Source organism: Subtercola endophyticus (assembly GCF_021044565.1).
GTDB lineage: Bacteria > Actinomycetota > Actinomycetes > Actinomycetales > Microbacteriaceae > Subtercola > Subtercola endophyticus.
Genome location: NZ_CP087997.1, coordinates 704,003 through 729,195, shown reverse-complemented (window position 1 = coordinate 729,195; position 25,193 = coordinate 704,003). Strand labels below are relative to the sequence as shown.

Genomic DNA, 25,193 nt, shown 5'->3' with positions numbered 1-25,193 from the left:
TCCTCAAAAGTAATGCGGACTCACCTCTTCATAACGAGCCCGACGAATAAACGGTCGGGCGGCAACGCCCGCGGAGTGCTGTGATCGTCAGACCCGAAGCGCTATACCGGCCCCGGGAATCGCATTCAGCAACTCTTTAGTGTAGTCCATTTGAGGGTTGTCGAAGACCTCGTCGGTCGTAGCCCGCTCGACGATCTTGCCGCGCTGCATCACCGTCACGTGGTCGGCGATGACTCGAACCACCGCCAGGTCGTGCGTGATGAACAGGTAGGTCAGGTCGAGTTCGGTCTGCAGATCAGACAGAAGCTGCAGAATCTGCGCCTGCACGAGCACATCGAGAGCCGAAACGGCCTCGTCGAGAATCACGATCTCCGGCTTCAGAGCGAGCGCACGAGCGATCGCCACGCGCTGCCGCTGCCCACCCGACAGCTCGCCGGGGTAACGACTGGCCAGCGCGTTCGGAAGAGAGACCTGCTCCAGCAACTCGTAGACCCGCTCGCGGCGAGACTTCTTGTCGCCCACCTTGTGCGTGTTGAGCGGCTCAGAGATGGTGTTGCCGATGTTGCGCAGCGGGTCGAGCGAACCGTAGGGGTCTTGAAAGACGGGCTGCATCTTGCGGCGCAGGTCGAGCAGAGCGCGGCCTTTCAGCGGCGCCGTGTCGGTTCCGTTGATGAGAATCTGGCCCTCGGTCGCGTCTTCGAGTCGCAGCAGCATCTTGGCCACCGTCGACTTGCCGGAGCCCGACTCGCCGACGAGCGCCATCGTGGTGCCGCGCTGAATGCTGAACGAGACGTTGTCGACGGCGGTGAACGCCTCTTTATTTCCGCGGATCTTGTAGACCTTGGTGAGGTCTTTGACGACGATCGCGTCTTCTCGCTTCGACGCGTTGGCGGCCGCTTCGGCACGAACCTCGGCGGTCTCGATCAGGTCGAGGCCTTCGGTCACGTCGGTCGCCGAGTAGTCGAGCTCGGCCAGCTTGTGCACCGACGACTGGATGCGCCGCGAAGCGAGGCTCGGCGCCGCAGCGACCAGGCGCTGCGTGTACGGGTGCAGCGGGTTGGCCAGAATCTCGCGCGAGGGGCCGGATTCGACGACCTGCCCCTTGTACATGACCACCAGGTGCTCGGCACGCTCGGCGGCAAGGCCGAGGTCGTGCGTGATGAACAGCAGCGCGGTGCCGATCTCACGAGTCAGCTTCTCGAGGTTGTCGAGAATCGTGCGCTGCACCGTCACATCGAGCGCCGAGGTGGGCTCGTCAGCGATGAGCAGCTTGGGCCGCGACGACAGGCCGATTCCGATCAGCACACGCTGGCGCATACCGCCCGAGAACTGGTGCGGAAACTGCTTGAGCCGCTTGTCGGCATCGGCCAGACCGGCCTCTTTGAGCACCTGAATGGCGTGTTTCTTGACATCGGCTTTGCCCTTCGCGATGCCGTTGGCCTTGATCGCCTCCTGAACCTGAAAACCCACGCTCCACACCGGGTTGAGGTTGGCCATCGGGTCTTGGGGAACGAAGCCGATCAACTTGCCGCGGATCTGCTGCATCTCTTTCTCAGAGATCTTGGTCAGATCGCGGCCTTCGAAGAGAATCTCGCCGCCGGTGACCTTTCCCGAACCCGGGAGCAGGTTGATGATGGCGTGAGCCGTGGTCGATTTTCCCGAACCCGACTCCCCCACGATGGCGAGCGTCTCGCCGGCGTGCAAGCTGAGGCTCGCCCCGCGCACAGCTGGAACGACGCCGGTCTGCGTTTGAAAACCCACCTGGAGGTTGTTGATCTGCAGCAGGGGAACACGATCATCCGCCTGCCCGGCGGACGACGGGGCTGGCATGGTCGAACTCATCGGAGAGCCCTCGCTTTCGGGTCGAGCGCATCTCGAATGACTTCGCCCATCAGAATGAACGCGAACACGGTGAGCGAGAGTGCGAGCGACGGGTAGATCAAAGTCTGCGGGTTGGTACGCAGGTCTTTCTGAGCCTGATTGATGTCGTTACCCCACGACATGATGCTGCTGCCGAGGCCGACGCCGAGGAACGACAGGGTGGCCTCTGCGACGATCGCGCCCGCGAGCGAGATCGTCGTGATGGCGATGACCGGCGCGATGGAGTTGGGCAGCACGTGGCGCATCAGAATGCGCAGGCTCGAGACGCCGAGGGCTTCAGACGCCATGACGAAGTCGGAGTTCTTCACTCTCAAGATCTCGGCCCTCAACACACGGGCTGTGGCCGGCCACGCGAAGATACCGATGGCCAACGAAATCGTCCAGACGCTGCGATAGTTCACGAGAACCGACATGATGACCACCGCGGCCAAGATGTAAGGAATCGAGAAGAAGATGTCGCCGATGCGCGAGAGGAACCCGTCGACCGCGCCGCCGTAGAAGCCCGCGAAGGCACCGAAGATGATGCCGAGCACAGTAGTCAGCACGATCACGATGATGCCGACGGCGAGGGAGGTCGAGGTGCCGTTGATGATGCGCGAATAGACGTCACAGCCCTGCTTGGTGAAGCCCAGGATGTGACCGGCCGTCGGGCCGCCGTTGCTGTTGATCAGCTGGCAGTCGTTGTTCGGGGCCACATTGGTGAAGAGCCCGGGGAACAGGGCCACCACGCAGACCAGGACGATGAAGAAGCCCGAGATCCAGAAGATGGGGCGGCGGCGGGCGTCGCGCCACGCGTCGATCCACAGGTTGCTGGGTTTGTCGGCGACTTTGACGACGTCGATCGCCAGCAGCGGAGTCTCTTCGAGCGGAGCGACGAAGTGATTGGCCGACGGCGGTGTCGCCTCGTCGACGGTACGTTCTGTGAGGTCATTTGACATAGCGGATCCTTGGGTCGAGCAGACCGTAGAGCAGGTCGACGATGAGGTTGACGACGAGGTAGAGCAACACCATCACGGTGACGAACGACACGACCGTCGGGCCTTCGCTTCGAATGATGGCCTGGTAGAGCGTGTTACCGACACCGGGCACGTTGAAGATGCCCTCGGTGACGGTTGCGCCGACCAGCAGCACACCGAAGTCGGTGGCGAGGTAGGTGACGACGGGAATCAGCGAGTTGCGCAGAATGTGCACGGGCACGATGCGGTTTCGGCTGAGGCCCTTGCTGTACGCAGTGCGTACGAAGTCGAGGCTCGAGGTCTCGATGACGGATGACCGTGTCAGTCGTACGATCTGGGCGAAGCTGATGCTCGCCAGCACCAGCGCGGGCAGAATCAGGTCGCCGATAGGCGCACCGGGGCCGACCGTGGTTCGGGCCCAGCCGAGCTGTACGCCGAAGACGTATTGCCCGACGAACGCGATCACGAAGATCGGCAGCGAGATGAGAATCAGGCTGATGACCAGCGAGCTGGCATCGAAGAGCTTGCCCTTGCGCAGCCCCGAGATGAGGCCGACCAGAATGCCGAAGACGGTCTCGAAGAAGAGCGCGATGACGGCCAGCTTCAAGGTGACAGGAAAAGTGCGCAGCAAGATGTCGCCGACCGGAACACCGGAGTACGAGATGCCGAAGTCACCGCGGAAGATGCCGCCGATGTAGATGAAGTACTGCACGATGAACGGCTGGTCGAGGTGGTACTGAGCGCGGAGCTGGGCCACCAGGGCCGGGTTGGGGGTCTTGTCGCCGAACATGGCGATGATCGGGTCTCCCGGCATTGCGAAGACCATGAAGTAGATGAGGAACGTTGTACCGAAGAAGACAGGGATTGCCTGGAGCAGGCGCCTGAGAATATAACCGCCCATGACGGGATCAGCCTCGCAACCTGGAGAAAATGCGCATACGGGTAAGTAGACCTTATTTGGTAGTCAAACCAAAGGGGGCGGCAGCGCGATGCTGCCGCCCCCCTGGGTCAGCGTACGATACTAGCTCTTGGTGATCGCGTAGTACAGCGGCTCCGAGTTCCAACCGAACGAGACGTTCGACACCGAGGTGCCGAAGCCACCCGTGATGTTGGAGTACCACAGCGGAATGGCCGGCAGGTCTTTCAGAAGAATGTTCTGAGCGTCCTGGTAGTCCTGGTTGGCTGCGTCGGTGGTGGTCTCTGCAGCAGCCTTGGTGAACAAGGCGTCGACGGCAGGGTTCGTGTAGTCTCCGTCGTTCGAGCTTGCACCCGTTGCGTACAGCGGCACGAGGAAGTCGGAGAGACCCGGGTAGTCGGCCTGCCATCCGGTACGGAAGGCAGTCGAGATCGACTTGTCGGTCACCGAGGTGCGGAAGGCGGCGAAGGTCGGCACGGGTGCGCCGGATGCGTCGATTCCGAGGGTGTTCTTGATGCTGTTCGATACGGCATCGACCCAGGCCTGGTGGTCGCCATCGGCGTTGTAGCCGATCTGGAAGGTACCGCTCCACGGCGAGATCGCGTCGGCCTCGGCCCACAACTTCTTCGCGTCGTCGGGGTTGTACTTCAGAACGCTCGCGCCCGAGAGGCTGTCGGTCCAGCCGTTGATGACCGGCGACGTGAAGTCGCTGGCCGGGGTGCGGGTGCCGTTGAAGATGACCTTCGTGATGGTGTCGCGGTCGATCGACTCAGACAGCGCCTGACGACGCAGCTGGCCCTCTTGACCGCTGAAGTGTGCGTCGCGGCCCGGGATCGTGAACGACTGGAACACGGCGGTGGGTTCGTTCACCGCGCGGCTGCCGAGGTCGGACTCGAAGGTGGCCAGGTCGGCGCTCGGAATCGAGTCGAGCACGTCGAGGTTGTTACCCTGCAGGTCGGCGTACGCAGCACCGAGGTCGGCGTAGAACTTGATGGTCAGGCCACCGTTCTGCACCTTGCGGCCACCGGTGTAACTCGTGTTCGGAACGAGGTCGATCTGAACGTTGTGCTGCCATGCGGTGGGCGACGCCAGCTTGTAGGGGCCGTTACCGATCGGGTCGGTACCGAACTTGGTCATGTCGGCGTACGCGCTGTCAGGCAGCGGGTAGAACGCGTCGTAACCGAGCTCGAGGGGGAAGTCGGCCTGGGGAGCGCTGAGCTTCACGGTGAACGTGGTGTCGTCGACGACGGTCAGACCGGTGAGCGGGCTGTCGGCGTCGGCGCTGTAGCCCTCGATGGGAGCGAAGAACGACTGGTTCAGCTGGGCGTTGCTCAGCAGGGCGCCGTACTGCCAGGCCTTGACGAACGAGTTCGACGTGACGGGCGAGCCGTCGCTGAAGGTCTGGTTCGGCTTGAGCTTGATGGTGAAGGTCTGCGAGTCGGTCGTGGTGATCGAGTCGGCAGCGTCATTGATCGGCTTGCCCGTTGCGTCGTAGTACACGAGGCCGGCGAAGATGGAGTCGACGATTCGGCCACCACCCGTCTCCTGGGTGTTCGTGGGGATGAGCGGGTTCTGCGGCTCGGAACCGTTGGCCGTGATGATGGCCGAGAGGTTCGCGCTCGCGGTAGGCGTGCTGCTGCTGCCGCCTGACGAGCACCCGGTGAGCACGAGCGCGCTGGCTGCTGCCAGAGCGACGACGCCCACTCCGATTCGACGATTGATTCTCAAGGTTTCCTCCTGTGCAAACTGGGAAAATCGAACACACGACTTGTGGCCGGTGCGTTCGAATGGAATGTGTCGCTCGCGGTGCGTGTGAATGCCTCGCAAATCGAGCACGCCGAGGTGAACGGCGCGCTCGATGACTACCGAGTACCCTAAAAGGGGCGTGGCTCAGAACCAAATGCCCGTGGAAAAAGTTACATACTAGAAACTAATTTCACCGGATTGTTGTGCTCTTTGCACAATCTTTGTGAATTCATAGCCCATTACGCAAGAAAGCGGCGGTATGACCACGACGCCTCAGACCCCGCCCGAGGCCCCCTCCGGGCCCCTTTTCACGAGGCGCCGAATCGGCTTCGAGATCGTCGTCGTTCTGGCGCTTTCGCTCGGGTCATCGGCCGTCTATTCCATCGTGCAGCTCATCGATCTGCTCACTCGGCCCACCTCGCTGGGCTCGCAGACCGCGACGATCAACGGAACGGTGAGTGACCGGGCGTGGCTCGACCTGACCTACCAATTTCTCGGAATCGCGTTCGCCATCGCGCCGGTGCTGCTGGTGTTCTATCTGCTGACACTCTCCGGGGTGAATCCGTTCAAGCGCCTCGGTTTCGACGCGACTCAGCCGTTCCGCGACCTTCGCCGCGGGCTCTTTCTGCTGCTGCTGATCGGCATTCCGGGCCTGGCGTTCTACTTTCTGGGGCGAGCGCTCGGCTTCACCGTGAACGTGGTGCCGGCACCACTGGATTCAGCGTGGTACACCGTGCCGATCCTCATTCTCTCGGCGCTGCGAGCCGCGATCACCGAAGAACTCATCGTGGTGGGCTACCTCTTCGAGCGCCTGGGCCGACTCGGCTGGAACAAGTGGGTCATCATCGCCTCCAGCGCCGCCCTGCGCGGCAGTTATCACCTCTACCAGGGCTTCGGCCCGTTCTTCGGCAACTTCGTGATGGGGGTTGTCTTCGGCTGGTTCTACACGCGCTGGGGCCGAACGGTTCCGCTCGTCATCACGCACTGGATTCTCGACATCGCGTCGTTCGTCGGCTACGCGTGGGCCGTGTCGACCTTTCCGCAGCTGTTCAACCTGCCGAGCTGAGAGCGCGTTCTGGCGAGCTAGACCCGTTTTCTGCCGCGAGCGCCACGGATGATCAGCGCCACGATTCCGAGCAGCACCACCACCCCGGCGCCGGCGACGAGCGCCTGCATGGTCTGCGGGCTGAGGCCCTGCGTCGCGGCGGTAGCTGCCGCCGCAGGAGTCGTCGGGGCATCCGAGAAGACGGGAACCGGCGGCGCAGCCGTCTGCGGGCTCGACACCGTGATGGTCACGACGGCCGTCGCAACCTCGTTGGGCCGCGACGACGCGAACGAACACACGACGCCGGTCTGCCCGAGCGGGAACACGGCACCCGAGGCGACCGGGTCGCCCGCAATGCTGCACCCGGTCATCGTGAGCCCGGTCGGCAGCGCCGGGGCGAACGTGACGGGCGCCCCGCTCGAGTCGACCGCAGCGACGTCGAGGGTGTCGGGCACGATTCCCGCCCCCGTGAAGTCGGCGCTGACCACCCGCGCGCCGGTGAAGTCGGCGCCGGTGAGAGTGGCACCCTTGAAGGTGGAGGCCTGAACGTCGGCAGAGCTGAGATCGGTGCCGGTCAGGTCGGCCCCGTCGAAGTCGGACTGCGCCAGGTGCTGACCGCTGAGGTCTACTCCGGCACACTTGCTGCCGCCCGCCACAGCCCCGTCGATGCTGTGGTTGATGACGCAACCGTCGTGCGAGTAGACCGGAGTCACGTCGGCAAGCGTCGCGTCGGCAATCGTCACGTCGGCAAGCGTCACGTCGGCAATCGTCGAGGCGGATGCCCCGGCGGATCCGCCCACGACCCCCAGCCCGACACCGCCGCCGACACCGACAAGGGCCGCGGCGGCCACACCGACGACGAGGGCAGACTTCAGCAGAGAGAACATCGAGTCGATTCTATCGGGTTGAGTTTCTCTCGCCTGTGAAGAGCGGGTGCAACCGCCTACTCGAAGGCCTCCGGCGGCGGGCAGGCGCAGAACAGGTTGCGATCGCCGTACGCCTGATCGATGCGGCGCACCGGGGGCCAGTATTTGTGCGCGATGAGCGACGTCACGGGAAACACAGCTCGTTCGCGATCGTACGGATGGCTCCACTCGCCCTGGGCGATCGATTGAGCGGTGTGCGGCGAATTCACCAGCGGATTGTCGTCTACAGGCCACTCGCCCGAAGCGACGAGCTCTGCCTCGATCTTGATCGCGATCATCGCATCGATGAAACGATCGATCTCGGCCAGGTCTTCACTCTCGGTGGGCTCGACCATGAGGGTTCCGGCGACCGGAAAACTCATGGTGGGCGCGTGGAACCCGTAGTCGATCAGCCGCTTGGCGACATCGTCGACCGTTACGCCGGTGGCCTCGCGCAGCGGCCTCAGGTCGAGAATGCACTCGTGCGCGACAAGTCCGTTATCACCCGAGTACAACACGGGAAAATGCTCGCGCAGTCGAGTTGCGACGTAGTTCGCCGCCAGAACGGCGGCGCCCGTGGCCTCCTTCAGCCCGTCCGAGCCCATCAGACGCACGTAGGCCCAGCTGATCGGCAGAATGCTCGAGCTGCCGTAGGGAGCCGCCGAGACCGCTCCCCCACCGTGCACCACCGTGCCGTCGCCCGAGGCGGGGTGCTCGGCCTTCTGGGCGAACGGATGCCCGGGCAGAAACGGTGCCAGGTGCGACTTCGCCGCGACGGGGCCGACTCCCGGCCCGCCGCCGCCGTGCGGAATGCAGAACGTCTTGTGCAGATTCAGGTGCGAGACGTCGCCACCGAACTCACCGAACCGGGCGAACCCGAGCACCGCGTTGAGGTTGGCGCCGTCGACGTAGACCTGCCCGCCCGCTTCATGCACCAAACGGCATATATCGACGATGTCGTGCTCGTACACCCCGTGAGTAGAGGGATACGTCACCATCAGAGCCGCCAGCGCAGCGCTGTGTTCGGCGATCTTGGCCCGCAGATCATGAAGGTCGACGTTGCCGAGCTCGTCGCACGCCACGACCACGACACGCATGCCGGCAAGCACAGCCGAAGCGGCGTTGGTGCCGTGAGCGCTCGACGGGATGAGGCATACCGTGCGGTAGACATCGCCGCGCGAGTGGTGGTAGCCGCGAATCGCCAGGAGACCGGCCAACTCGCCCTGGCTGCCTGCGTTCGGCTGCAGCGACACCGTGTCGTAGCCGGTCACCTCGGCGAGCCAGGTCTCGAGCTGGTCGATCAGCTCGAGGTACCCCTCGACGTCGGCCCGCGGTGCGAACGGGTGCAACCCCGCGAACTCCGGCCAGCTCACGGCCTCCATCTCGGTGACTGCGTTCAACTTCATGGTGCACGAGCCGAGCGGAATCATGCCCCGATCGAGCGCGTAGTCGGAGTCGGCGAGGCGCTTGAGGTAGCGCATCATGCTCGTCTCCGAACGGTGCGTGTTGAACACCGGGTGCGTGAGAAATTCGCTCGTACGGAGTAGGTCGGCCGGCAGGTTACGCACCGGTCGAAAGGGGCCCCTCTCGCCGGTTCGGAGTTCGAGCGCACCCGCAACCAGCTTGACGTCTGCTGCCGTAGTGGTCTCGTCGACCGAGATGCTGAGGGTGTCATCGTCGACCACGTGGAGGAGGTACCCGCGTTCATGCGCTCGGTCTGCCAAGACTCGGGCTCGACCAGGCAAGCGCACGGTTACGGTGTCGAAAAAGGCGCGGTGTATGACTCCGAGCCCTCCCGCCGTCAGCAGGGCGGCCAGATCTTTCGCGCGACCGTTCACCTGTTGGGCGATGCGCACCAGCCCGTCGGGACCGTGGTAGACCGCGTACATGCCGGCCATCACGGCGAGCAGCACCTGCGCGGTGCAGATGTTCGAGGTGGCCTTCTCGCGGCGGATGTGCTGTTCGCGAGCCTGCAGGCTGAGGCGATAGGCGCGGTTGCCGACAGCATCCACGCTCACCCCTACGAGGCGGCCGGGCAACTGGCGCTCGAGCCCCTTACGCACGGCCATGTAGCCGGCGTGCGGGCCGCCGAAGCCCATCGGCACGCCGAAGCGCTGGCTCGTGCCCACGGCGACGTCGGCTCCGAGTTCTCCGGGCGACGTGATGAGGGTGAGGGCCAGCAGGTCGGCCGCGACAACGGCGAGCGCGCCGGCGCTGTGTGCGGCGGTGATGACCTCCGCGGGGTTCCAGACGTGTCCGGATGCGCCCGGGTACTGCACGAAGACGCCGAACGCGGCGGGCAGGTCGGCCGGGGCCAGCGTGGCCAGGTCGAGCTCGACGAGCTCGATGCCGACGGCCTGCGCGCGAGTGGCCAGCAGGGCCTTCGTCTGCGGCAGGGCATCCGCGTCGACCACGAATACGGGCGACGTCGACTTGCTCGCGCGGCGGGCCAGCAGCATGCCCTCGACGACGGCAGTGCTCTCGTCGAGCATGGAGGCGTTCGAGGTGGTGAGGCCGGTCAGTTCGGCCACCATGGTCTGAAAGTTGATGAGCGCCTCGAGGCGGCCCTGCGAGATCTCGGGCTGATAGGGCGTGTAGGCGGTGTACCAGCTCGGGTTCTCGAAGACGTTGCGCTTGATGACGGCGGGCGTGATGGTGTCGTAATATCCGAGGCCGATCATCGAGCGCTTCACGCTGTTGCGCGCGGCGAGCTCACGCAGTTCGGCAATCACCTCACGCTCTGTCGCCGGCTGCGGGATGACCGAGCCGGCGCCTCGGCTCTGTGCCTGAATCGACGCGGGAACCGCCGCCTCGACGAGCGCGGTCACCGAGTCGTAACCGAGAACCTCGAGCATGGCCGCCTGCGCGGCGCGATCGGTGCCGATGTGGCGTTCTGCAAAGGGAACACTCATCGATCAGGCACCGGCCCGATCGACTTCGGCACTGCCGTCGGAATCGGCACCGTCGAAATCAGCACCGTCGAGGTCGACGCTCAGCGCGTCGTCACCCAGCAGCGCCTGGTACTCGTCGAAGGTGAGCAACTCGGGCAGTGCCGTGAACTCGGCTTTGATCAGCCAGCCCTCGCCGAACGGGTCGCTGTTGACGAGTTCGGGCGCGTCTTCGACGGCGGAATTCTTCTCGATGACGATGCCGGTCAGCGGGGCGAAGAGCTCACCGACCGACTTGGTCGACTCGATCTCGCCCACGACAGAACCGTCGGTGAGCTCGGCGCCGACCTCGGGCAGGTCGACAAAAACGACGTCGCCCAGCTGCCCCGCGGCGTAGGACGTGATTCCGATGGTGGCCGTGGTCGGAGAGCCGGGAGCGGCGGGTTCGAGGCGAATCCACTCGTGCTCGCGCGTGAATTTCAGGGCGGAGTAGTCGGTCACGGTCAGTCTCTCTTTCTGCTGTAGAACGGCAACGGGGTGATGCGAAACGGCAGACGTTTGCCGCGCACGTCGACCCAGACGAGGGTGTCGGCAGTGCTGTAGCGCGGGTCGATGTAGGCCATCGCGACGGGAAGACCGAGGGTGGGCGAAAGCACTCCACTCGTGACGACGCCGATCGGCTGAGCGCGGGCGCCCGTCTCGGCGCCAGCTGCGTCGGCACCGTTTGCGTCGGCGCTAGCTGCGTCGGCGGCGAACAGCTCGTATCCGGCCCGCGCGGCGCGTTTGCCGTCGCCCAGCAGACCGACGAGTACACGCTCGTGCGCGCTCGTCGGGTTGCTGGATGCCCGCTCGAGGGCCGCGCGCCCCACGAAGTCGCCCTTGCTGAGGTTCGGCACGCGACCGAGGCCCGCCTGGGCCGGCAGCGTATCGAGCCCGAGTTCGTGACCGTACAGTGGCATACCGGCCTCGAGCCGAAGGGTGTCACGTGCGGCGAGGCCCGCGGGAACGAGCCCGAAGGGCTCTCCTGCTGCCATGAGGTCTGCCCAGAGCTGTGTGGCGAGCGCCACGGGCGTATACAGTTCGAAGCCGTCTTCGCCCGTGTAGCCGGTGCGTGCGACGAGGAGGTCTTCACCCGCATACGTGGCCGGCTGCGACCAGTAGTACTTCAGCGCGGCGAGGTCACGGGCATCCGGAGTCACCAGACCGGCGGTGTTCATGAGAATCTCGAGCGCGCGGGGGCCCTGCACGGCGATGAGGGCGACGCCGTCGCTCTCGTCGGCGACGGTCACGTCGAAGGCAGCTGCTCGCTCGAGGAGGGTGTTGTAGGCGACCTCGTGGTTGCCCGCGTTGGCCACGACGAGAAAGTCGTCGTCGGCGAGGCGATAGACCACGACATCGTCGATGATTCCGCCGGATTCGGCGAGCAGCATGCTGTACTTCGCTTGGCCCACCGCTGTTGCCGAGAGCTTTCCGGCGAGGGCGTAGTCGAGAAACTCGGCCGCTTGCGGGCCGCGAACGGCGAGTTCTGCCATGTGCGAGAGGTCGAACAGGCCGGCCGCCATGCGCACGGCGTGATGTTCGGCGAGGTCGCTCGTGTAGCGAACCGGCATCTGCCAGCCGGCGAAGTCGGTGAAGAGGGCTCCGGCGGCGACGTGAGTGTCGTGCAGGGGTGAGAAGACCGGCTGGGCCGACGAAGCGGGTTCGGATGAAGCGGCTTCGGGTGCAGCGGGCGGTGCAGAGTCGGCGGGGGTCACGAGTTCTCCTGATCATTACCTGCCTGCAATGAATCGACAGGCCGGTGTTGGTCGCGCCGATCGAAGTGATCGACGAGAACTCCCCCTCTGTCATCGTGCCTGAGAGATTCACACCCCGCGGCCTACGCCTCGAACAAGTGCTTTCACCGTGGGCGAGACCGCGACCGCTCGTAAGCCGAGCGCGGGCTGCTTTTCAGAGTGGCCAGTTCGACGCGGTACACGTACCTGAGAGATTATCGGAGAGAATTGCTCCTTCGGTGCCCGGAATTCGGCTCTCGCCGTTGCGCCGGGCTCTCCCGCGCCGACCTTTCGGCCGAACAGTCTTTAGTTGTGTGGCCAGCTTAGCGTGCCTCGCCCTTCTGGGCACGCTCGGGCGTGTCGGGGCGGCGCCAGGCCGGGCCCGCTCGGCCAGGGTGCTCGGGTCAGGGCGCTGAGGTCAGGGCGCTGAGGTCGGGGCGACAGATCACCGCGCCGGCCGGTCACCGCGGGCACGGCGCACCACGGCGAAGAGTACGGCAGCGAGTGCGACGAGCGACCCGACGCCGACCACGATGGCCAGCGGCAGTGCGAGACCGGAATCGTTGCTCGCGTCGGCGGGCACGGCCGACAAGATCGTCATGGTGGGCTCGGGCACGTCGGCGACCGCGCCGGGATCGACGGTTGCGGCTTCGCCGGGAGCCAGTGTTGCAGAGCCTGTGGGGTCGGTTACGGCGGAGCCCGGGGCGGGTGTTCCCGTCGACGACACCGTCGCGGGCTGGCCCGACCACGAAGCACCGCACGCCGGCGCGGCGTTCCAGGCCGGTGCAGCCACGGTGACGGCCGTCGGCTGCCAGGTGAAGGAGTAGCGGCCCGAAATGGGGTGCCCGTCTTCGGAGACGACCCGCCAGGTCACGTTGTACTCTCCGGCCTCACCGAGCGCAACGCCCGTGCTGGCATCGCCGCCGTCGACAGTGACGCAGCCCGATTCGTGGTGACCCCCGTCGGTGTCGGTGATCTCGATAGCGAACCCCGAGGCATCCGCCCCCAGCGAGAGCAGTTCGTCGCTGAAGCTGACGGTGACCGTGTCGATGGGCGTCGTGACGGTCTCGCCGTTGTAGGGGCTCGACGACACCACAGTGTCGTGCGCGAACGCCGGAGCGGCGGCTGCGGCCGAGGCCGCCGAGATCGCGAGGCCGGCGAGCAGCCCCAGCCCCACGATACGGGCTGCACGCCGGTTCGTCAGGGGTGGAATTCGCACAATCCAACGATAACCGGCAGGTCGTCAGCGCTACGGGCGCTGAGAGCGGATGCTCAGCGGACTACCGGCTAACGAGCATTCCGCTGAGCCGAAACTGAGCTTCGGGTGCCGCCGTCAGGTCGCCGTCAGGTTGCCGTGGGTCTTCCGTCAGGTCGTGGGAAGCACGAAGATCAACACGAGCGTGACCACCGCCGACGCGACGCCGAGCCAGAGACCGACCAGAGACAGAATTCGCCCCGCACCCGTCACGCGCGACTGCCGCAGGCCGAAGTAGCCGAGCACAGCGCCGACGATGCTGATGACCACGAATGGGTTCAAGAACAGCGAGATGACGCTCACGACAAGGCTCGCGAAGGCCAGAAAGTTGGTGCGGCCGGCGGGGGCGCCCGAGGGTGTGGTCATGGCATCACAGTAATGCACTCCCAGACACCAGCGACTTTATGTAAGGTGTGCGCATGGGTGATGTGACCTGTCTCGTGATCGGATGCACGGCCGAGCCCGACGACGAGATCACCGTCGAGGTGAACGGCCTGTCACTGGTGTATTCCGTGTGTCTCGCTCACGCCACCGAGATGCGCTGGGGGGCGACGTATTCGGAGTACCGCTCCGATCAGCACGGCCTGCTCGGGCTGCGGCAGTCGCGCTGACTCGGTTGCGCTAGCTCGGTTTGGCTAGCTCGGTTGCGGAAAGCCGCAGAACACACCGTCGGGGTCGAAGGTCGCGATCAGCTGCTGCACGCGCGGCCAATCGTCGGCGGCGAACGACCGGCTCACGCGCTCGGCGCTGTGACGCAGATCGGCCTCGCTGATGAAGTGTCCGCTAGCGAGTGGCTCGAGCACGGCTCGCAGGTCGGCCAGCCACGCGTGGTTCGCTTCGTCGTCGGCGGGGTCTGACCAGATCACGTAGGGCACGACCAGGCTGCGGTCGTGCATCCCGTATGCCGCCTCGCCCTTCGGGAGCAGGGTCGCGCCGACGCCGTTGCCGGGCATGCCGGTGAGCAGGTAGGAGTGGCCAGACGGCGCACGCCGCATGATCTCGGCGAGCGGAGGCAAAGCGTCGTGCAGGTCGGTCGGCAGCCAGAACGTGTCGGCGAGGTAGCGAAAACCCTCGGGATACGTGGCATCGACGCCCTCGTGCAGGTTCTCGAAAGCGACCTCCACCGGGTCGAGGTGATCGATGAGGCGCGCGTCGGGCAGCGGTTCGGTGTCGAAGGCCGCGAGTGCCGCCAGCGCGGTGTTTTCGTCGGCCGCGAACGCGGTCGCAATGACGTTCACGATGTGAGCGGCCGAGTCGCTCGTCGCCCCCGGGCGCTGCGGCCCGGCCAGCACCACCGAGACCTCGACACTCGCTGGCAGCGCGGCCGATACCCGGCCCACCCAGGCGGTGACCTCTGCGAGGTCGGCGAGGTCGAACATCCAGGTGGCCAACCGGATGCCCTGCGGCAGTGGCTTCAGCCCGACCTCGAACTCGGTGACGATGCCGGGAAAGCCTGGGCCGGAGCCGCGAGCGAGCCAGAACAGCTCGGCATTCTCGTCGGCGGAGGCGACCACCACGTCGCCACTCGCGAGCACCACGCGCATGCTGCGAATCGAGAAGCACGACGGCAGCCACTCGCCCCAGTTCAGGCCCAGGCCCCCACCGAGCAGAAATCCGCCGACGGCCGGATTGCCGCAGTGCCCGACCGGAAAGGCGAGCCCGTGCGCCGCGAGCTCTTTCGAAAGGCGTTCGCCACGCACGGCCGGGCCCACCTTCGCGGTGCGCGCCTCGACGTCGACCTCGATGCCGTCGAAGGCGGCCATATCGATGAGCAGACTCGCCTCGCGCAGCGAGGCGGAGATCCAGCTGTGCCCGCCCGAGCGGATGGCGACCTTCGTGCCGGCGCGCGCCGCATCGGAGACAGCCTGCGCCACCTCGGCTTCGGTGTGTGGGGTGACGATGAGCGCGGGTGTCTCGGCCGGCTGCAGGGTGTTGAACAACCCGTCACGAGCGGCTGCGGCGAAACCGCCGTCTGCCGGGAGCAACCGGTTCGGAGCCGCACTCGGAGTCTCGCTGGGGATTTCGGTCACGGTGGTCATCGTAGTGGCGTCTCGCACTCCGGGCCGTTCTAGAGTTGGCCCATGATCGAGTGTGTCGTCGAGGGCTGTTCAGGTGATCCCGTCGAGCGGCTGACCGTCGACAGCAACGGCCTCTTGCTCGTCTACGCCATCTGCCGCGACCACGCCCTCCAGGTGCGCGACGGCTTTCAGGTAGCCCAGCCCGCCGACTCGAGCCGAGGCCTCATCGGCCCCCGCTCGACTCCCCTGCCGTAGGCGTCGTCGGCGGGTCGATTCTGTCGGGTCGCCGACAACTAGGCTTCGCTGAATGCCACCTGCTGCTGCTTCGCGAAGTCGTGCAGGCGGCGATCTCTCGTCCACAACGTCGTGCCGGGCGAGAGTGTCACCGCCGCCAGCAGATGAGCATCGACCAGGCTGAGCCCCCGGCCGTACAATTTTCGGCGCTCGATGAGACCCATCACTTCGTCATGGTGCGCGAGCGTCACGGCCGGAAGATTGCTCAGCAGATCGAGGAACGACCCTCGATCACGCAGCGAGCCCATTGCCAGCTCGCCCACGACCATGGGATGCTGCCAAACGAAGCCGCTTCTCAGCAACCTCAAGAGTTCTGGTTCGGCGGCATGGAGATGGTCAACCCAGACCGATGTGTCGACGAGAATCATGACTCAGGCGGCAGGTCGCCTTCGGGGTGCGGATTCAGCGTGCCGATCGCTACCGCCGAGAAGTGCCAGGCGCCGGGCGCTCTCACGCTCGATGAGCGCCTCGAGTGCTTCACGCACAAGAGCGGAGCGCTCCGTTATTCCGCTCAGGGCGGCAGCCTTCGCCAGTCGATCGTCGTCGAGTGTGATCGTCGTTCTCATTCGCGCCTCCTTTTTCTACACGGATATTAGCATCACTTGATGCAGAATTCTATGCACTCCACACTCGTTCGACGCAAGGATGTCAGGCGCCGCTGAGGGCGAGAGCGCCGGGGCGAGCGGGGTCAGGGGCGAAAGTGAGGGTGCGCGTGGCGATTTTGTCGGTGAAGAATCGGTCGTGGCTCACGACGACCACGGCGCCGGGAAAGTGCGTGAGGGCGCGTTCCATAACCTGGATGCTCGGCATGTCGAGGTGGTTGGTGGGCTCATCGAGCAGCAGCACCGAGGCGCCCGACAGTAGGCACTGCGCCATCGCGACCCGCGCGCGTTGGCCGCCCGAGAGGTTGCCGAGCCGCTGCTTGAGGTCGGCCTCAGAGAACTGGAACATCGCCAAGAAGCGCCCCACGGATTTGCGTGTCGCGGTGAGAGCGAGACTGTCGGGGAGGGCATTGACCGCGTGAGTGAGGGTGTCTGCGTCGTCGAGCTCGGCGAGCATCCGGTTGTAGCTGACGACCTTGACGCCCTTCGGCCAGTCGACGGTACCCTCGTCAGGGCGCTCTTCGCCGGCGAGCACGCGCAGCAGGGTGCTTTTTCCGCTGCCGTTGGCGCCGAGAACGGCGATGCGGTATCCGCGCCGAATCTCGAGGGTCAGGCCCTCGAACAGCGTCTTGTCGCCATACGATTTGCCGAGCGAATCGATGCGGCAGAGCACGTCTTTCACGTGCAGACCGCCGTAGATCTCGGTGATGATCTCGTCGACCGGCCGTGGCGCGCGAGACTTTTTGATGCCCGAAAGCTGCTTGTTGAGGCTGTTCTGCTTGCCCGACTGCGCTGACTTCGCGGCCCTCGTGGCCTTCGCCGCCTCGCGTCGATCGGAGATACCCTCGGCCTCGAACGCCAGCAGCTCGGATTCGTGCAGGTACTGCTGCTCGAGCGTCTTCAGCCGGAACTGCTTCTGCACCACGTATTCGTCGAAGTTGCCCGGATATTCGTGCAGATGAAAGTTCTCGAGCTCGATGATTCGCGTGACCACCGCGTCGAGAAAGGTGCGGTCGTGCGACACGATGATCGCGGCGCCGCGAAAGTCGCGGAACCAGCTCTCGAGCCACTCGACCCCGGCGATGTCGAGAAAGTTCGTCGGCTCGTCGAGCAGCAGAACATCCGGATTCTCGAGCAGAATCTTCGCCAGCGCGGCCCGGTTGCGCCAGCCGCCCGAGAGGTCGTCGATGGGACAGACGCGGTGGGCTTGCTCGAAGCCGAGGGTCGTCAGGGCGGTATCGATGTGGCGCTGGTAGTCCCAGCCGTCGAGGCGATCCATCTCGGCGAAGAGGTCGGCCTGGCGGTTGATGAGGGCGTCGAGGGATTCCGCTGGTTGCGCTTCTGCTTCGGCGGCGACGGCGTTCGGGGCGGCGGCTAACGCTACGGCGGCGTCGATTGCAGCCAACTCGGCCTCGATGAGGTGGATGTTCGCGAAGAGGCCCTCGAGAACATCCACGATCGACGCCGAACCGTCGAGCTCGGAGAACTGCGAGAAGTACCCCAGCTTCAGGCCGTCTTCGAGGGCGACGGTTCCGGAATCCGGAGTCACCTGCTCGAGAGCCAGCTTCAGCAGTGTCGACTTGCCCGACCCATTGCGCCCGATGAGCCCGACTCGGTCGCCCTTTTCGAGCCGGAAGAACGCCTCGCGCAGCACTTGGGTGTTCTCGAAGCTGACGCTGACGTCGGTGATTCTGATGAGGCTCATGGTGTCGACGATAGCGGGGTCGGCTGGGCGGGCCCGCTGGCGCGGGCCGTGCTGCTGCGGCCTCGCTGGCGCGGGGCCTCGGCGAGAACAGCGGAGGATTCGAGGCGGTGGGCCCGCATAGGCGCTGCAGGTGCGGTTTCTCCTACGTTCTACTCCTGAACGGGCATCCGCGACCCCGTCGCCTGGGGCTTGGGCGTCAGTGCTCGCCCTTGATGACGAAGTAGGATCCGCGGATGGTGCCCGCGAGCTTCGACTTCTGGCGGGCGAACTTGAACTTCGACAGTTCGTCGGGGATCTCCATGCCGTCGGAGAGTTTGAAGCCCACGGCGCGTTTGCCGCCGTCTTCGAGGGCATACATGACGTTGATCGCGAGGCCCGACTCGTAGAACACGTAGGTCATTCGAAGGCCCTCGACCTCGAAGTCGGTCGCTTCGAGCGGGCGCGATTCGATGACGATGTCGCGCTCGCGCTTCAGGATGCTCGCGACGCGGTCGAGGGCTTCGGGGGCCTCGCTGACGGGGCTCACCGTGAAGACGTGGTCGTACTTGTTCTTGTAGTAGCGCGCTTCGTTGGCGCGCAGGCCGGCCAGCGGCTCGACGACCGGAGACGACTCGAGGCCTTCGGTTGAGACGTTGACGAAGTCGACGGCGTACGGCATGGGGATCTCCTGATCTGTGGTGATGCCCCCACGGTAGCGCGAGATGGGGTGTCGGCACTTCTCGAATCCTGCTCGCGTGTGGGATGCCCGGCAGAGCACAGTGCAGGTCGACCCCCGCAGCTTCGCTGCACGTTGCTCGCGTGATCCACCTCAGAGTGAACGAAGGTGTGCCCGTCGTATTCGACGGGCACATGTTGCGGCTGTCGTGAGCGTCGATTAGCGCGGCTTCGTCACTCGTCGGCCTGACGCAGCTGCGAACCGACGATCAGGAGGAACGCGCCGAGGCCGGCAACGAAGGCGCTCACCCCGTAGGCGAGCACCGACGTCATCAACGAGGTGCGCAATGATGCAGCCGTCGAGAGTGCCGAGCCCTGTTTGCGCAGCTCCCCCGCTTCGTCGCTGCTCGCGTCGACACCCCGCAACGCGTCACTGATGTCGGCAAAAGTGCGGCCGCCGGCTCCACGTTCGGCATTGCTCTTGATGACGAGCGCTTCGGCGTAGGCCGTCGCCGGGCCCTGCACACGCTTACCCGCAAGGGCCGGCGCGTTGCCCGGAACCGTGATCTTTTCGTCTCGCAACTGCTTCGTGACGGTGAACCATGCGCCCGCGCCGACGGCGAGGAACAACGAACCCGTGGCGATGCTGAGACCTCCAACGCGGCGAAGTACGGATTCAGCGGGCAGAGTCGTCATCGATCATCCTTTCGTGGCGCGGGATGCGCGGGAACCACACTGCGCGCATTCCGACTGTAAGCGAATTCGACCGTCTGGCGCAGCCGAGATCCGGTGACGATGAGGGCTAAACGTTGAAGCGGAACTCGACCACGTCACCGTCGTGCATGACGTACTCTTTGCCCTCGATGCGGGCCTTGCCGCGGGCACGAGCCTCAGCTACGGAGCCGGCGGCCACGAGGTCGTCGAACGAGACGATCTCGGCCTTGATGAAGCCCTTTTGGAAGTCGGTGTGGATGACGCCGGCAGCCTGGGGGGCCGTCCAGCCCTTGCCGATGGTCCAGGCGCGGGTTTCTTTGGGGCCGGCGGTGAGGTAGGTCTGCAGGCCCAGGGTGTCGAAGCCGATGCGGGCGAGCTGGTCGAGGCCGCTCTCCTCTTGGCCGGTCGAGGCGAGCAGTTCGGCAGCGTCGGCGGGGTCGAGGTCGATGAGTTCCGACTCGAGCTTCGCGTCGAGAAAGACGGCGGGCGCGGGGGCGACCAGCGCAGAGAGGGCGGCAAGAGCATCCGAATCGTTCAGCACGGCCTCGTCGATGTTGAAGACGTAGATGAACGGTTTGGCGGTGAGCAGGCCGAGTTCGCGGATGGGTTCGAGGTCGAGTTTGCCGGCGGATGACAGGGGCTGACCCGCGTCGAGAATGGCTTGCGCAGCCTTCGCGGTCTCGAGCACGACGGGCTCGATGCGCTTGGTCTTGACCTCTTTCTCGTACCGGGCGACAGCTTTTTCAAGGGTCTGCAGGTCGGCGAGAATGAGTTCGGTGTTGATGGTTTCGAGGTCGCTGGCAGCGTCGACCTTGCCGTCGACGTGTATCACGTCGGGGTCGGCGAACCCGCGCACGACTTGCGCGATGGCGTCGGCCTCGCGGATGTTCGCGAGGAACTTATTGCCGAGCCCCTCCCCCTCGCTGGCGCCCTTCACGATGCCCGCAATGTCGACGAACGACACGGGGGCAGGCAGAATGCGCTCGCTCGAGAAGAGCTCGGCGAGCTTCTCGAGGCGCGCGTCGGGCAGGTTCACCACGCCCACGTTGGGCTCGATAGTAGCGAACGGGTAGTTCGCCGCCAGAACCTGGTTTTTCGTGAGTGCGTTGAACAGGGTGGACTTGCCCACATTGGGCAGCCCGACGATCGCAATAGTTAGAGCCACGAGGGTCTATCGTACCGGGGGTGAGCGAACAGTGCTCCGCCGGGCATCCGGATGCCCGTGGCCTCACCGCGCGAACGAAACAGTCACGCGCGGCCGAGATCGGCAGGCACACGTGCAGATCTCGGCCGCACGCGCCGGCCTCGGCCACGTCTGTCGGGTTCGCGGCGACGCACCAAACGGAATCGAGAGAAAGCGGCGACCGCGCTCGCCGCTTTCTCTGCTGGTAGCGGCCAACACTCAGCACCGAGCATGCAGTCGCACGCGTGCGCCGCAGAGGCGGCGGCGCACCAATCAACACCGCGGCGCACCCGACGAGGTCGGCGAAACGCGGCGACCGCGCTCGTCGCGTTCCGCGCTGGTAGCGGCCAATACCCAGAACCGAGCATCCCGTCGCACGCGTGCGCCGCAGAGGCGGCGGCGCACCAATCAACACCGCGGGGGCGGCGCACAAACGTTAATTGCGCGGGAAACCCAAGTTGATGCCGCCGTGGGAGGGCTCGAGCCAACGGCTCGTGATGGCCTTCTGGCGGGTGAAGAAGCGGAAGCCGTCGGCTCCGTAGGCCTTGGTGTCGCCGAAGATGGAGTCTTTGAACCCGCCGAATGAGTAATAGGAGACGGGCACGGGAATCGGCACGTTGATGCCGATCATGCCGACCTCGGCTTCATTCTGAAAGCGGCGGGCCGCTCCGCCGTCGTTGGTGAAGATGGCGGTGCCGTTGCCGTAGCGGGAGGCGTTGATGAGTTCGAGCCCGTCGTCGTAGGAGGCGACGCGCACGATCGAAAGCACGGGGCCGAAGATCTCGTCGGTGTAGACGCGCGAGGTGATGGGCACCTTGTCGATGAGGGTGGGGCCGAGCCAGAAGCCGGCTTCGTCGCCGTCGACCTCGATGCCGCGACCGTCGATGACGACCGTCGCACCGTCGGCGGTGGCGATGTCGAGGTACGACGACACCTTGTCGCGGTGCGCTTCGGTGACGAGCGGGCCCATGTCGCAGGCGCGCCGGCCGTCACCGACGACGAGCCCCGCCACACGCGAGGTGATCTTTTCGATGAGGTCGTCGGCGACCGGTTCGACGGCAACGACGACCGAGATCGCCATGCAGCGCTCGCCAGCCGAGCCGAAGCCCGCGTTGACGGCGGCATCGGCCGCGAGATCGAGATCGGCGTCGGGCAGCACGAGCATGTGGTTCTTCGCTCCGCCGAGGGCCTGAACACGCTTGCCGTGCTGGGTGGCCGTCTCGTAGACGTAGTGCGCGATGGGGGTCGAACCGACGAACGAGATGGATTTCACATCGGGGCTGGTGAGCAGACCATCCACCGCCTCTTTGTCGCCGTGCAAGACGTTCAGCACGCCGTCTGGAAGCCCCGCCTCGGTGAACAGCGCGGCGAGCCAATTGGCCGCCGACGGGTCTTTCTCGCTCGGCTTCAGCACCACGGTATTCCCGGCGGCGATGGCGATCGGAAAGAACCAGAGCGGAACCATGGCGGGAAAGTTGAACGGGCTGATGATTCCGACCACACCGAGCGGCTGCCGGGTCGAATACACATCGATGCCTGTCGAAACGTTCTCTGAGTACTCGCCCTTGATGAGGTGCGGAAACCCGGTGGCGAATTCGACGACCTCGAGGCCACGGGAGATCTCGCCGGCCGCGTCGGAGAGCACCTTGCCGTGTTCGCTGGTGAGGATCTCGGCCAGCTCCCCCGTGCGCTGTGCGAGCAACTCGCGGAACCGGAACATGATCTGCTGCCTGCGAGCCAGCGACGTGTCGCGCCAGGCCGGAAACGCGGCCTTGGCCGCGAGAATGGCGGCCTCGATCTCGGCGGCGTCTGCAAGCGCCACGCTCTTGGTCTGCTGGCCGAGCGCGGGGTCGTACACGGGTGCGGTACGACCGCTGGTGCTCACGGATTCGGCCCCGTTGATGTAGTGGTTGACGACGGGCAGCGCGGTGTCTGACATGGCGGAGACGTTCCTTTTCTGACGGTTACTCGAACACCCTAATACGCATTCGTGACGGCTGGCCGACCGAGTTCACGGCCAGTGTCGGAGGGTGCTGCGACACTGCTTCTATGGATGCATTGGTAACCGTTCTGATAGGCCTCGCCATCGGTCTCGCCCTCGGGTTTCTCGTGGGATGGCTCATTCGAGCGCGGCGTTCGAGCGCCGTCGGCGGCGGGGCAGGCGACGCTGCGGCGGCCGCGGGGCTGGCCGAGCTCGTCGAGCTGCAGACGCTGAAGGCAACAGCCGAGGTAACAGCCGCGGGCCTGCGCGAACAGCTCGCCCAGGCAGAAGCACGGGCCGTGGTGCAGGCAGAAGAGGCCCGCGGGCGGGCGCTCGAACTTCGCGAGCAGACGGATGCCCAGCTCACCGATTCACGCCTGCGAGTGGTTGAGGCGCGCGAGAACAGCGATGCCCAGCTCGCTTCGGCCCGTGAGCAGTTCGCCGCGCGCCTGCGCGAACAAGAACTGCTCTTTCGCGAGCAGATCAGCACCGCAGACGCGCAGTACCGCAACCAGATCGCCCAGCAAGAAGAGCGGCTGGCCGAGTTCCAGCAGCGTCTTGCCGATGTGCAGCGCGCCGAAGCCGAGCGGGTGAAGTCCGACGGCAAGGTGCTGGTGGCGCTGAGCCCCGTGCAAGAGAGTCTGCGCCTGGTGCAGGCGAAGGTCACCGAACTCGAAGAGCAGCGCCGCCAGCAGCACGGCGAACTCAGCCAGCAACTGAAGTCGGCCACCGAATCCGAAGAGCGGTTGCGCAACACCGCAGAATCGCTCGCGTCGGCACTGCGCTCGAACAGCACCCGCGGGGTGTGGGGAGAGACGCAGCTGCGCAACGTGGTGGAGGCGGCCGGGCTGCTCGACCGGGTCGACTTCGAGGTGCAATCCAGCCTCACGAGCGACAACGGAGCCGGGCGCCCCGACATGGTGGTACACCTTCCGGGCGGCAAGAACATCGCCGTCGACGCGAAGGTGCCGTTCAACGCATACCTCGAGGCGAGCCAGATTCCGGCTACCGCAACCGGCGCCGAAGGCGCACGCCGGGCCGAGTTGCTCAAGGCGCATGTGAAGGCCGTGCGCGACCACATCACGACGCTCGGTACGAAGGGCTACTGGGCGGGGCTGGATGCATCGCCCGAGCTGGTGGTGGCGTTCATCCCGAGCGAGTCGCTCATCTCGACGGCCATGGAAGCAGATCCGAGCATCATGGACTTCGCGTTCAGCAAGCGCGTGGCGCTGGTGTCGCCCGTGACGCTGTGGTCGCTACTGAAGACGGTGGCGTTCAGCTGGCAGCAAGACGTGCTCACGCACGAGGCCAAGACGCTGTTCGACCTCAGCAAAGAGCTGTACTCGCGGTTGGCCGTGACCGCCTCGCACATCGAGAAGCTGGGTAGCACCATCGACCGCACGGTGAAGCACTACAACGCCTTCATCGGGTCGTTCGAGCGCAACGTGTACTCCACGGCGCGCAAGCTGAACTCCCTCGACGAGTCGATCGTGCTCAAGCCACTCGAACCCATCGAGGAGAAGGCCCGCGACCTGACGAGCCCCGAGCTGGTGGCCCAGCTCGAACTCGAAGACGACCTCAACAGCGTCGACGACCGCTCACCGCAGCCGCGCCTGATCTAAGCCTGCTCCGCCCGATCGGGGCGCGCAGCCTGCCCGATCTAATCCTTAAGCAGCGACGGCTAGAGCCACCGTGAGGCGAGGTGGTCGGCCTCGATGCGGCGGATCGTGCCCGAATGCGAACGCAGCACGATCGACTCGGTGCGCAGAATGGGGCCGAGTCGCTTCACACCGGCGACCAGGCCGCCATCTGTCACGCCCGTAGCCACGAAGAAGGTGTTGTCACCCGCCACCAGGTCGTTCGCCTCGTAGAGCTTGTCGATGTCGAGGCCGGCGTCGATGCCCTTCTGGCGTTCGTCGTCGGTTTTCGGGGCGAGCCGAGTCTGAATGAACCCGCCGAGCGCCTTGATGGCGCAGGCTGTGGCGACGCCCTCGGGGCTGCCCCCGATGCCGACGCACATGTCGATGCGAGTGCCGTACCGCGCCGCGTTGATGCCACCCGCCACGTCACCATCGAGCATGAGCCGAGTGCCGGCACCTGTCGCGCGGATGTCTTCGATGAGCTGCGCGTGGCGCGGACGATCGAGCACGGCCACCCGAATGTCACCGACCGCCTTGCCCTTCGCCTTGGCGAACGCCCGGATGTTGTCGCCGATCGGCCGGTCTATGTCGATCACTCCGATGCCGTCGCCATCGGTCACGATCTTGTTCATATAGAAGACCGAAGAGGCGTCGAGCATCGTTCCCCGGTCGGATGCGGCCAGCATCGAGATGGCGTTCTGGCGCCCGGCGGCGGTGAGCGAAGTGCCGTCGATCGGGTCGACGGCGATGTCGCACGACGGCCCTCGGCCGGTGCCGACGTGCTCGCCGTTGAAGAGCATCGGGGCCTTGTCTTTTTCGCCCTCACCGATGACGATGACACCGTCGAAGTCGACGGTGCCGAGAAAAGCGCGCATCGCGTCGACTGCGGCGCCGTCGGCGGCGTTCTTGTCGCCTTTTCCGATGAACGGTTGCGCTCGAATGGCGGCGGCCTCCGTGGCTCGCACCAACTCGAGGGCGAGGTTGCGGTCGGGGTGCTCATAGAGAGGTGTGCTGTCGGCGCTCATGACGCCAGCTTAT

General features: G+C 65.4%; 22 protein-coding genes, 1 pseudogene and 1 riboswitch. Of the genes and pseudogenes, 4 read left to right on the top strand and 19 right to left on the bottom strand.

Features of this window, described 5'->3' with window-relative positions; translation table 11 throughout:
• Positions 1 to 87: 87 nt before the first annotated feature.
• From LQ955_RS03650 to LQ955_RS03635, 4 genes are all read right to left on the bottom strand, one after another.
• Complete coding sequence (locus LQ955_RS03650) at positions 88 to 1,830, bottom strand: dipeptide ABC transporter ATP-binding protein (protein WP_231026872.1); 1,743 nt, start codon at positions 1,828 to 1,830, stop codon at positions 88 to 90.
• A gap of 8 nt (positions 1,831 to 1,838) precedes the next feature.
• Positions 1,839 to 2,819 (bottom strand): ABC transporter permease, encoded by a 981-nt coding sequence (locus LQ955_RS03645; RefSeq protein WP_231026871.1) that lies wholly within the window; start codon positions 2,817 to 2,819, stop codon positions 1,839 to 1,841.
• A complete protein-coding gene (locus LQ955_RS03640; protein WP_231026870.1) occupies positions 2,809 to 3,738 on the bottom strand; it encodes an ABC transporter permease in 930 nt (309 codons plus the stop codon). Before LQ955_RS03640 ends, LQ955_RS03645 begins: the two co-directional genes overlap by 11 nt.
• A 120-nt stretch (positions 3,739 to 3,858) precedes the next feature.
• The gene (locus tag LQ955_RS03635; protein ID WP_313788381.1) at positions 3,859 to 5,481 is read right to left on the bottom strand and encodes a peptide ABC transporter substrate-binding protein; all 1,623 of its coding nucleotides are present in this window, start codon (positions 5,479 to 5,481) and stop codon (positions 3,859 to 3,861) included.
• A 277-nt stretch (positions 5,482 to 5,758) separates the two neighbouring features.
• Here LQ955_RS03635 and LQ955_RS03630 point away from each other — a divergent pair, with 277 nt between their 5' ends.
• Positions 5,759 to 6,565, top strand: a complete 807-nt coding sequence (locus tag LQ955_RS03630) for a CPBP family intramembrane glutamic endopeptidase (RefSeq protein ID WP_231026869.1) — start codon at positions 5,759 to 5,761, stop codon at positions 6,563 to 6,565.
• A 17-nt stretch (positions 6,566 to 6,582) separates the two neighbouring features.
• On the opposite strand, the gene LQ955_RS03625 is transcribed toward LQ955_RS03630, so the two are convergent.
• From LQ955_RS03625 to LQ955_RS03600, 6 genes and pseudogenes are all read right to left on the bottom strand, one after another.
• Complete coding sequence (locus LQ955_RS03625; protein WP_231026868.1) at positions 6,583 to 7,431, bottom strand: pentapeptide repeat-containing protein; 849 nt, start codon at positions 7,429 to 7,431, stop codon at positions 6,583 to 6,585.
• A gap of 56 nt (positions 7,432 to 7,487) precedes the next feature.
• On the bottom strand, positions 7,488 to 10,361 hold the full coding sequence (gene gcvP, locus LQ955_RS03620) for an aminomethyl-transferring glycine dehydrogenase (protein WP_231026867.1): 2,874 nt from the start codon (positions 10,359 to 10,361) through the stop codon (positions 7,488 to 7,490).
• A gap of 90 nt (positions 10,362 to 10,451) precedes the next feature.
• Positions 10,452 to 10,838 (bottom strand): annotated as a pseudogene (gcvH, locus tag LQ955_RS03615) (glycine cleavage system protein GcvH); the annotation flags it as partial.
• 2 nt (positions 10,839 to 10,840) lie between these two features.
• On the bottom strand, positions 10,841 to 12,091 hold the full coding sequence (gcvT, locus tag LQ955_RS03610; protein ID WP_390623436.1) for a glycine cleavage system aminomethyltransferase GcvT: 1,251 nt from the start codon (positions 12,089 to 12,091) through the stop codon (positions 10,841 to 10,843).
• A 203-nt stretch (positions 12,092 to 12,294) separates the two neighbouring features.
• Positions 12,295 to 12,400, bottom strand: a riboswitch (glycine riboswitch).
• A gap of 154 nt (positions 12,401 to 12,554) precedes the next feature.
• Positions 12,555 to 13,328, bottom strand: a complete 774-nt coding sequence (locus tag LQ955_RS03605) for a copper resistance CopC family protein (RefSeq protein WP_231026866.1) — start codon at positions 13,326 to 13,328, stop codon at positions 12,555 to 12,557.
• A gap of 147 nt (positions 13,329 to 13,475) precedes the next feature.
• Positions 13,476 to 13,730 carry a DUF4190 domain-containing protein gene (locus tag LQ955_RS03600; protein WP_231026865.1) on the bottom strand — a complete coding sequence of 85 codons (255 nt, stop codon included), beginning with the start codon at positions 13,728 to 13,730 and terminating at the stop codon, positions 13,476 to 13,478.
• Between the two features lie 53 nt (positions 13,731 to 13,783).
• On the opposite strand from LQ955_RS03600, the gene LQ955_RS03595 reads away from it, so the two are divergent.
• A complete protein-coding gene (locus LQ955_RS03595) occupies positions 13,784 to 13,975 on the top strand; it encodes a hypothetical protein (protein ID WP_231026864.1) in 192 nt (63 codons plus the stop codon).
• Between the two features lie 24 nt (positions 13,976 to 13,999).
• Here LQ955_RS03595 and LQ955_RS03590 read toward each other — a convergent pair whose 3' ends face one another.
• Positions 14,000 to 15,394 (bottom strand): FAD-binding oxidoreductase, encoded by a 1,395-nt coding sequence (locus LQ955_RS03590; RefSeq protein ID WP_231026863.1) that lies wholly within the window; start codon positions 15,392 to 15,394, stop codon positions 14,000 to 14,002.
• 51 nt (positions 15,395 to 15,445) lie between these two features.
• Between LQ955_RS03590 and LQ955_RS03585 the strand changes: the two genes are divergently transcribed.
• Complete coding sequence (locus LQ955_RS03585; protein ID WP_231026862.1) at positions 15,446 to 15,637, top strand: hypothetical protein; 192 nt, start codon at positions 15,446 to 15,448, stop codon at positions 15,635 to 15,637.
• A gap of 38 nt (positions 15,638 to 15,675) precedes the next feature.
• On the opposite strand, the gene LQ955_RS03580 is transcribed toward LQ955_RS03585, so the two are convergent.
• From LQ955_RS03580 to LQ955_RS03550, 7 genes are all read right to left on the bottom strand, one after another.
• Entirely contained in the window at positions 15,676 to 16,044 is a 369-nt protein-coding gene (locus tag LQ955_RS03580; RefSeq protein WP_231026861.1) for a type II toxin-antitoxin system VapC family toxin, read from the bottom strand.
• Between the two features lie 3 nt (positions 16,045 to 16,047).
• Positions 16,048 to 16,242, bottom strand: coding sequence for a type II toxin-antitoxin system VapB family antitoxin (locus tag LQ955_RS03575; protein WP_231026860.1), 195 nt, complete (start codon positions 16,240 to 16,242; stop codon positions 16,048 to 16,050).
• Positions 16,243 to 16,324: 82 nt separating this feature from the next.
• Complete coding sequence (gene abc-f / locus LQ955_RS03570) at positions 16,325 to 17,983, bottom strand: ribosomal protection-like ABC-F family protein (protein ID WP_231026859.1); 1,659 nt, start codon at positions 17,981 to 17,983, stop codon at positions 16,325 to 16,327.
• A gap of 196 nt (positions 17,984 to 18,179) precedes the next feature.
• Positions 18,180 to 18,641 carry a phage tail protein gene (locus LQ955_RS03565; protein ID WP_231026858.1) on the bottom strand — a complete coding sequence of 154 codons (462 nt, stop codon included), beginning with the start codon at positions 18,639 to 18,641 and terminating at the stop codon, positions 18,180 to 18,182.
• A gap of 230 nt (positions 18,642 to 18,871) precedes the next feature.
• Entirely contained in the window at positions 18,872 to 19,333 is a 462-nt protein-coding gene (locus LQ955_RS03560) for an aromatic ring-opening dioxygenase LigA (protein WP_231026857.1), read from the bottom strand.
• A 106-nt stretch (positions 19,334 to 19,439) separates the two neighbouring features.
• On the bottom strand, positions 19,440 to 20,516 hold the full coding sequence (ychF, locus tag LQ955_RS03555) for a redox-regulated ATPase YchF (RefSeq protein ID WP_231026856.1): 1,077 nt from the start codon (positions 20,514 to 20,516) through the stop codon (positions 19,440 to 19,442).
• A 454-nt stretch (positions 20,517 to 20,970) separates the two neighbouring features.
• Positions 20,971 to 22,473, bottom strand: coding sequence for a CoA-acylating methylmalonate-semialdehyde dehydrogenase (locus LQ955_RS03550; RefSeq protein WP_304961348.1), 1,503 nt, complete (start codon positions 22,471 to 22,473; stop codon positions 20,971 to 20,973).
• A 110-nt stretch (positions 22,474 to 22,583) separates the two neighbouring features.
• Here LQ955_RS03550 and rmuC point away from each other — a divergent pair, with 110 nt between their 5' ends.
• On the top strand, positions 22,584 to 24,137 hold the full coding sequence (rmuC, locus tag LQ955_RS03545) for a DNA recombination protein RmuC (protein WP_231026855.1): 1,554 nt from the start codon (positions 22,584 to 22,586) through the stop codon (positions 24,135 to 24,137).
• Positions 24,138 to 24,196: 59 nt separating this feature from the next.
• Here rmuC and glpX read toward each other — a convergent pair whose 3' ends face one another.
• A complete protein-coding gene (gene glpX, locus LQ955_RS03540) occupies positions 24,197 to 25,180 on the bottom strand; it encodes a class II fructose-bisphosphatase (protein ID WP_231026854.1) in 984 nt (327 codons plus the stop codon).
• Between the last annotated feature and the right edge of the window lie 13 nt (positions 25,181 to 25,193).

What these genes read in the sequence shown, in the direction of transcription:
- LQ955_RS03650 (WP_231026872.1), bottom strand. Translation starts at nt 1,830, where the DNA reads ATGCCAGCCCCGTCGTCCGCCGGGCAGGCGGATGATCGTGTTCCCCTG.
- LQ955_RS03645 (WP_231026871.1), bottom strand. Translation starts at nt 2,819, where the DNA reads ATGTCAAATGACCTCACAGAACGTACCGTCGACGAGGCGACACCGCCG.
- LQ955_RS03640 (WP_231026870.1), bottom strand. Translation starts at nt 3,738, where the DNA reads ATGGGCGGTTATATTCTCAGGCGCCTGCTCCAGGCAATCCCTGTCTTC.
- LQ955_RS03630 (WP_231026869.1), top strand. Translation starts at nt 5,759, where the DNA reads ATGACCACGACGCCTCAGACCCCGCCCGAGGCCCCCTCCGGGCCCCTT.
- LQ955_RS03625 (WP_231026868.1), bottom strand. Translation starts at nt 7,431, where the DNA reads ATGTTCTCTCTGCTGAAGTCTGCCCTCGTCGTCGGTGTGGCCGCCGCG.
- gcvP (WP_231026867.1), bottom strand. Translation starts at nt 10,361, where the DNA reads ATGAGTGTTCCCTTTGCAGAACGCCACATCGGCACCGATCGCGCCGCG.
- LQ955_RS03600 (WP_231026865.1), bottom strand. Translation starts at nt 13,730, where the DNA reads ATGACCACACCCTCGGGCGCCCCCGCCGGCCGCACCAACTTTCTGGCC.
- LQ955_RS03595 (WP_231026864.1), top strand. Translation starts at nt 13,784, where the DNA reads ATGGGTGATGTGACCTGTCTCGTGATCGGATGCACGGCCGAGCCCGAC.
- LQ955_RS03585 (WP_231026862.1), top strand. Translation starts at nt 15,446, where the DNA reads ATGATCGAGTGTGTCGTCGAGGGCTGTTCAGGTGATCCCGTCGAGCGG.
- LQ955_RS03580 (WP_231026861.1), bottom strand. Translation starts at nt 16,044, where the DNA reads ATGATTCTCGTCGACACATCGGTCTGGGTTGACCATCTCCATGCCGCC.
- LQ955_RS03575 (WP_231026860.1), bottom strand. Translation starts at nt 16,242, where the DNA reads ATGAGAACGACGATCACACTCGACGACGATCGACTGGCGAAGGCTGCC.
- abc-f (WP_231026859.1), bottom strand. Translation starts at nt 17,983, where the DNA reads ATGAGCCTCATCAGAATCACCGACGTCAGCGTCAGCTTCGAGAACACC.
- LQ955_RS03565 (WP_231026858.1), bottom strand. Translation starts at nt 18,641, where the DNA reads ATGCCGTACGCCGTCGACTTCGTCAACGTCTCAACCGAAGGCCTCGAG.
- LQ955_RS03560 (WP_231026857.1), bottom strand. Translation starts at nt 19,333, where the DNA reads ATGACGACTCTGCCCGCTGAATCCGTACTTCGCCGCGTTGGAGGTCTC.
- LQ955_RS03550 (WP_304961348.1), bottom strand. Translation starts at nt 22,473, where the DNA reads ATGTCAGACACCGCGCTGCCCGTCGTCAACCACTACATCAACGGGGCC.
- rmuC (WP_231026855.1), top strand. Translation starts at nt 22,584, where the DNA reads ATGGATGCATTGGTAACCGTTCTGATAGGCCTCGCCATCGGTCTCGCC.
- glpX (WP_231026854.1), bottom strand. Translation starts at nt 25,180, where the DNA reads ATGAGCGCCGACAGCACACCTCTCTATGAGCACCCCGACCGCAACCTC.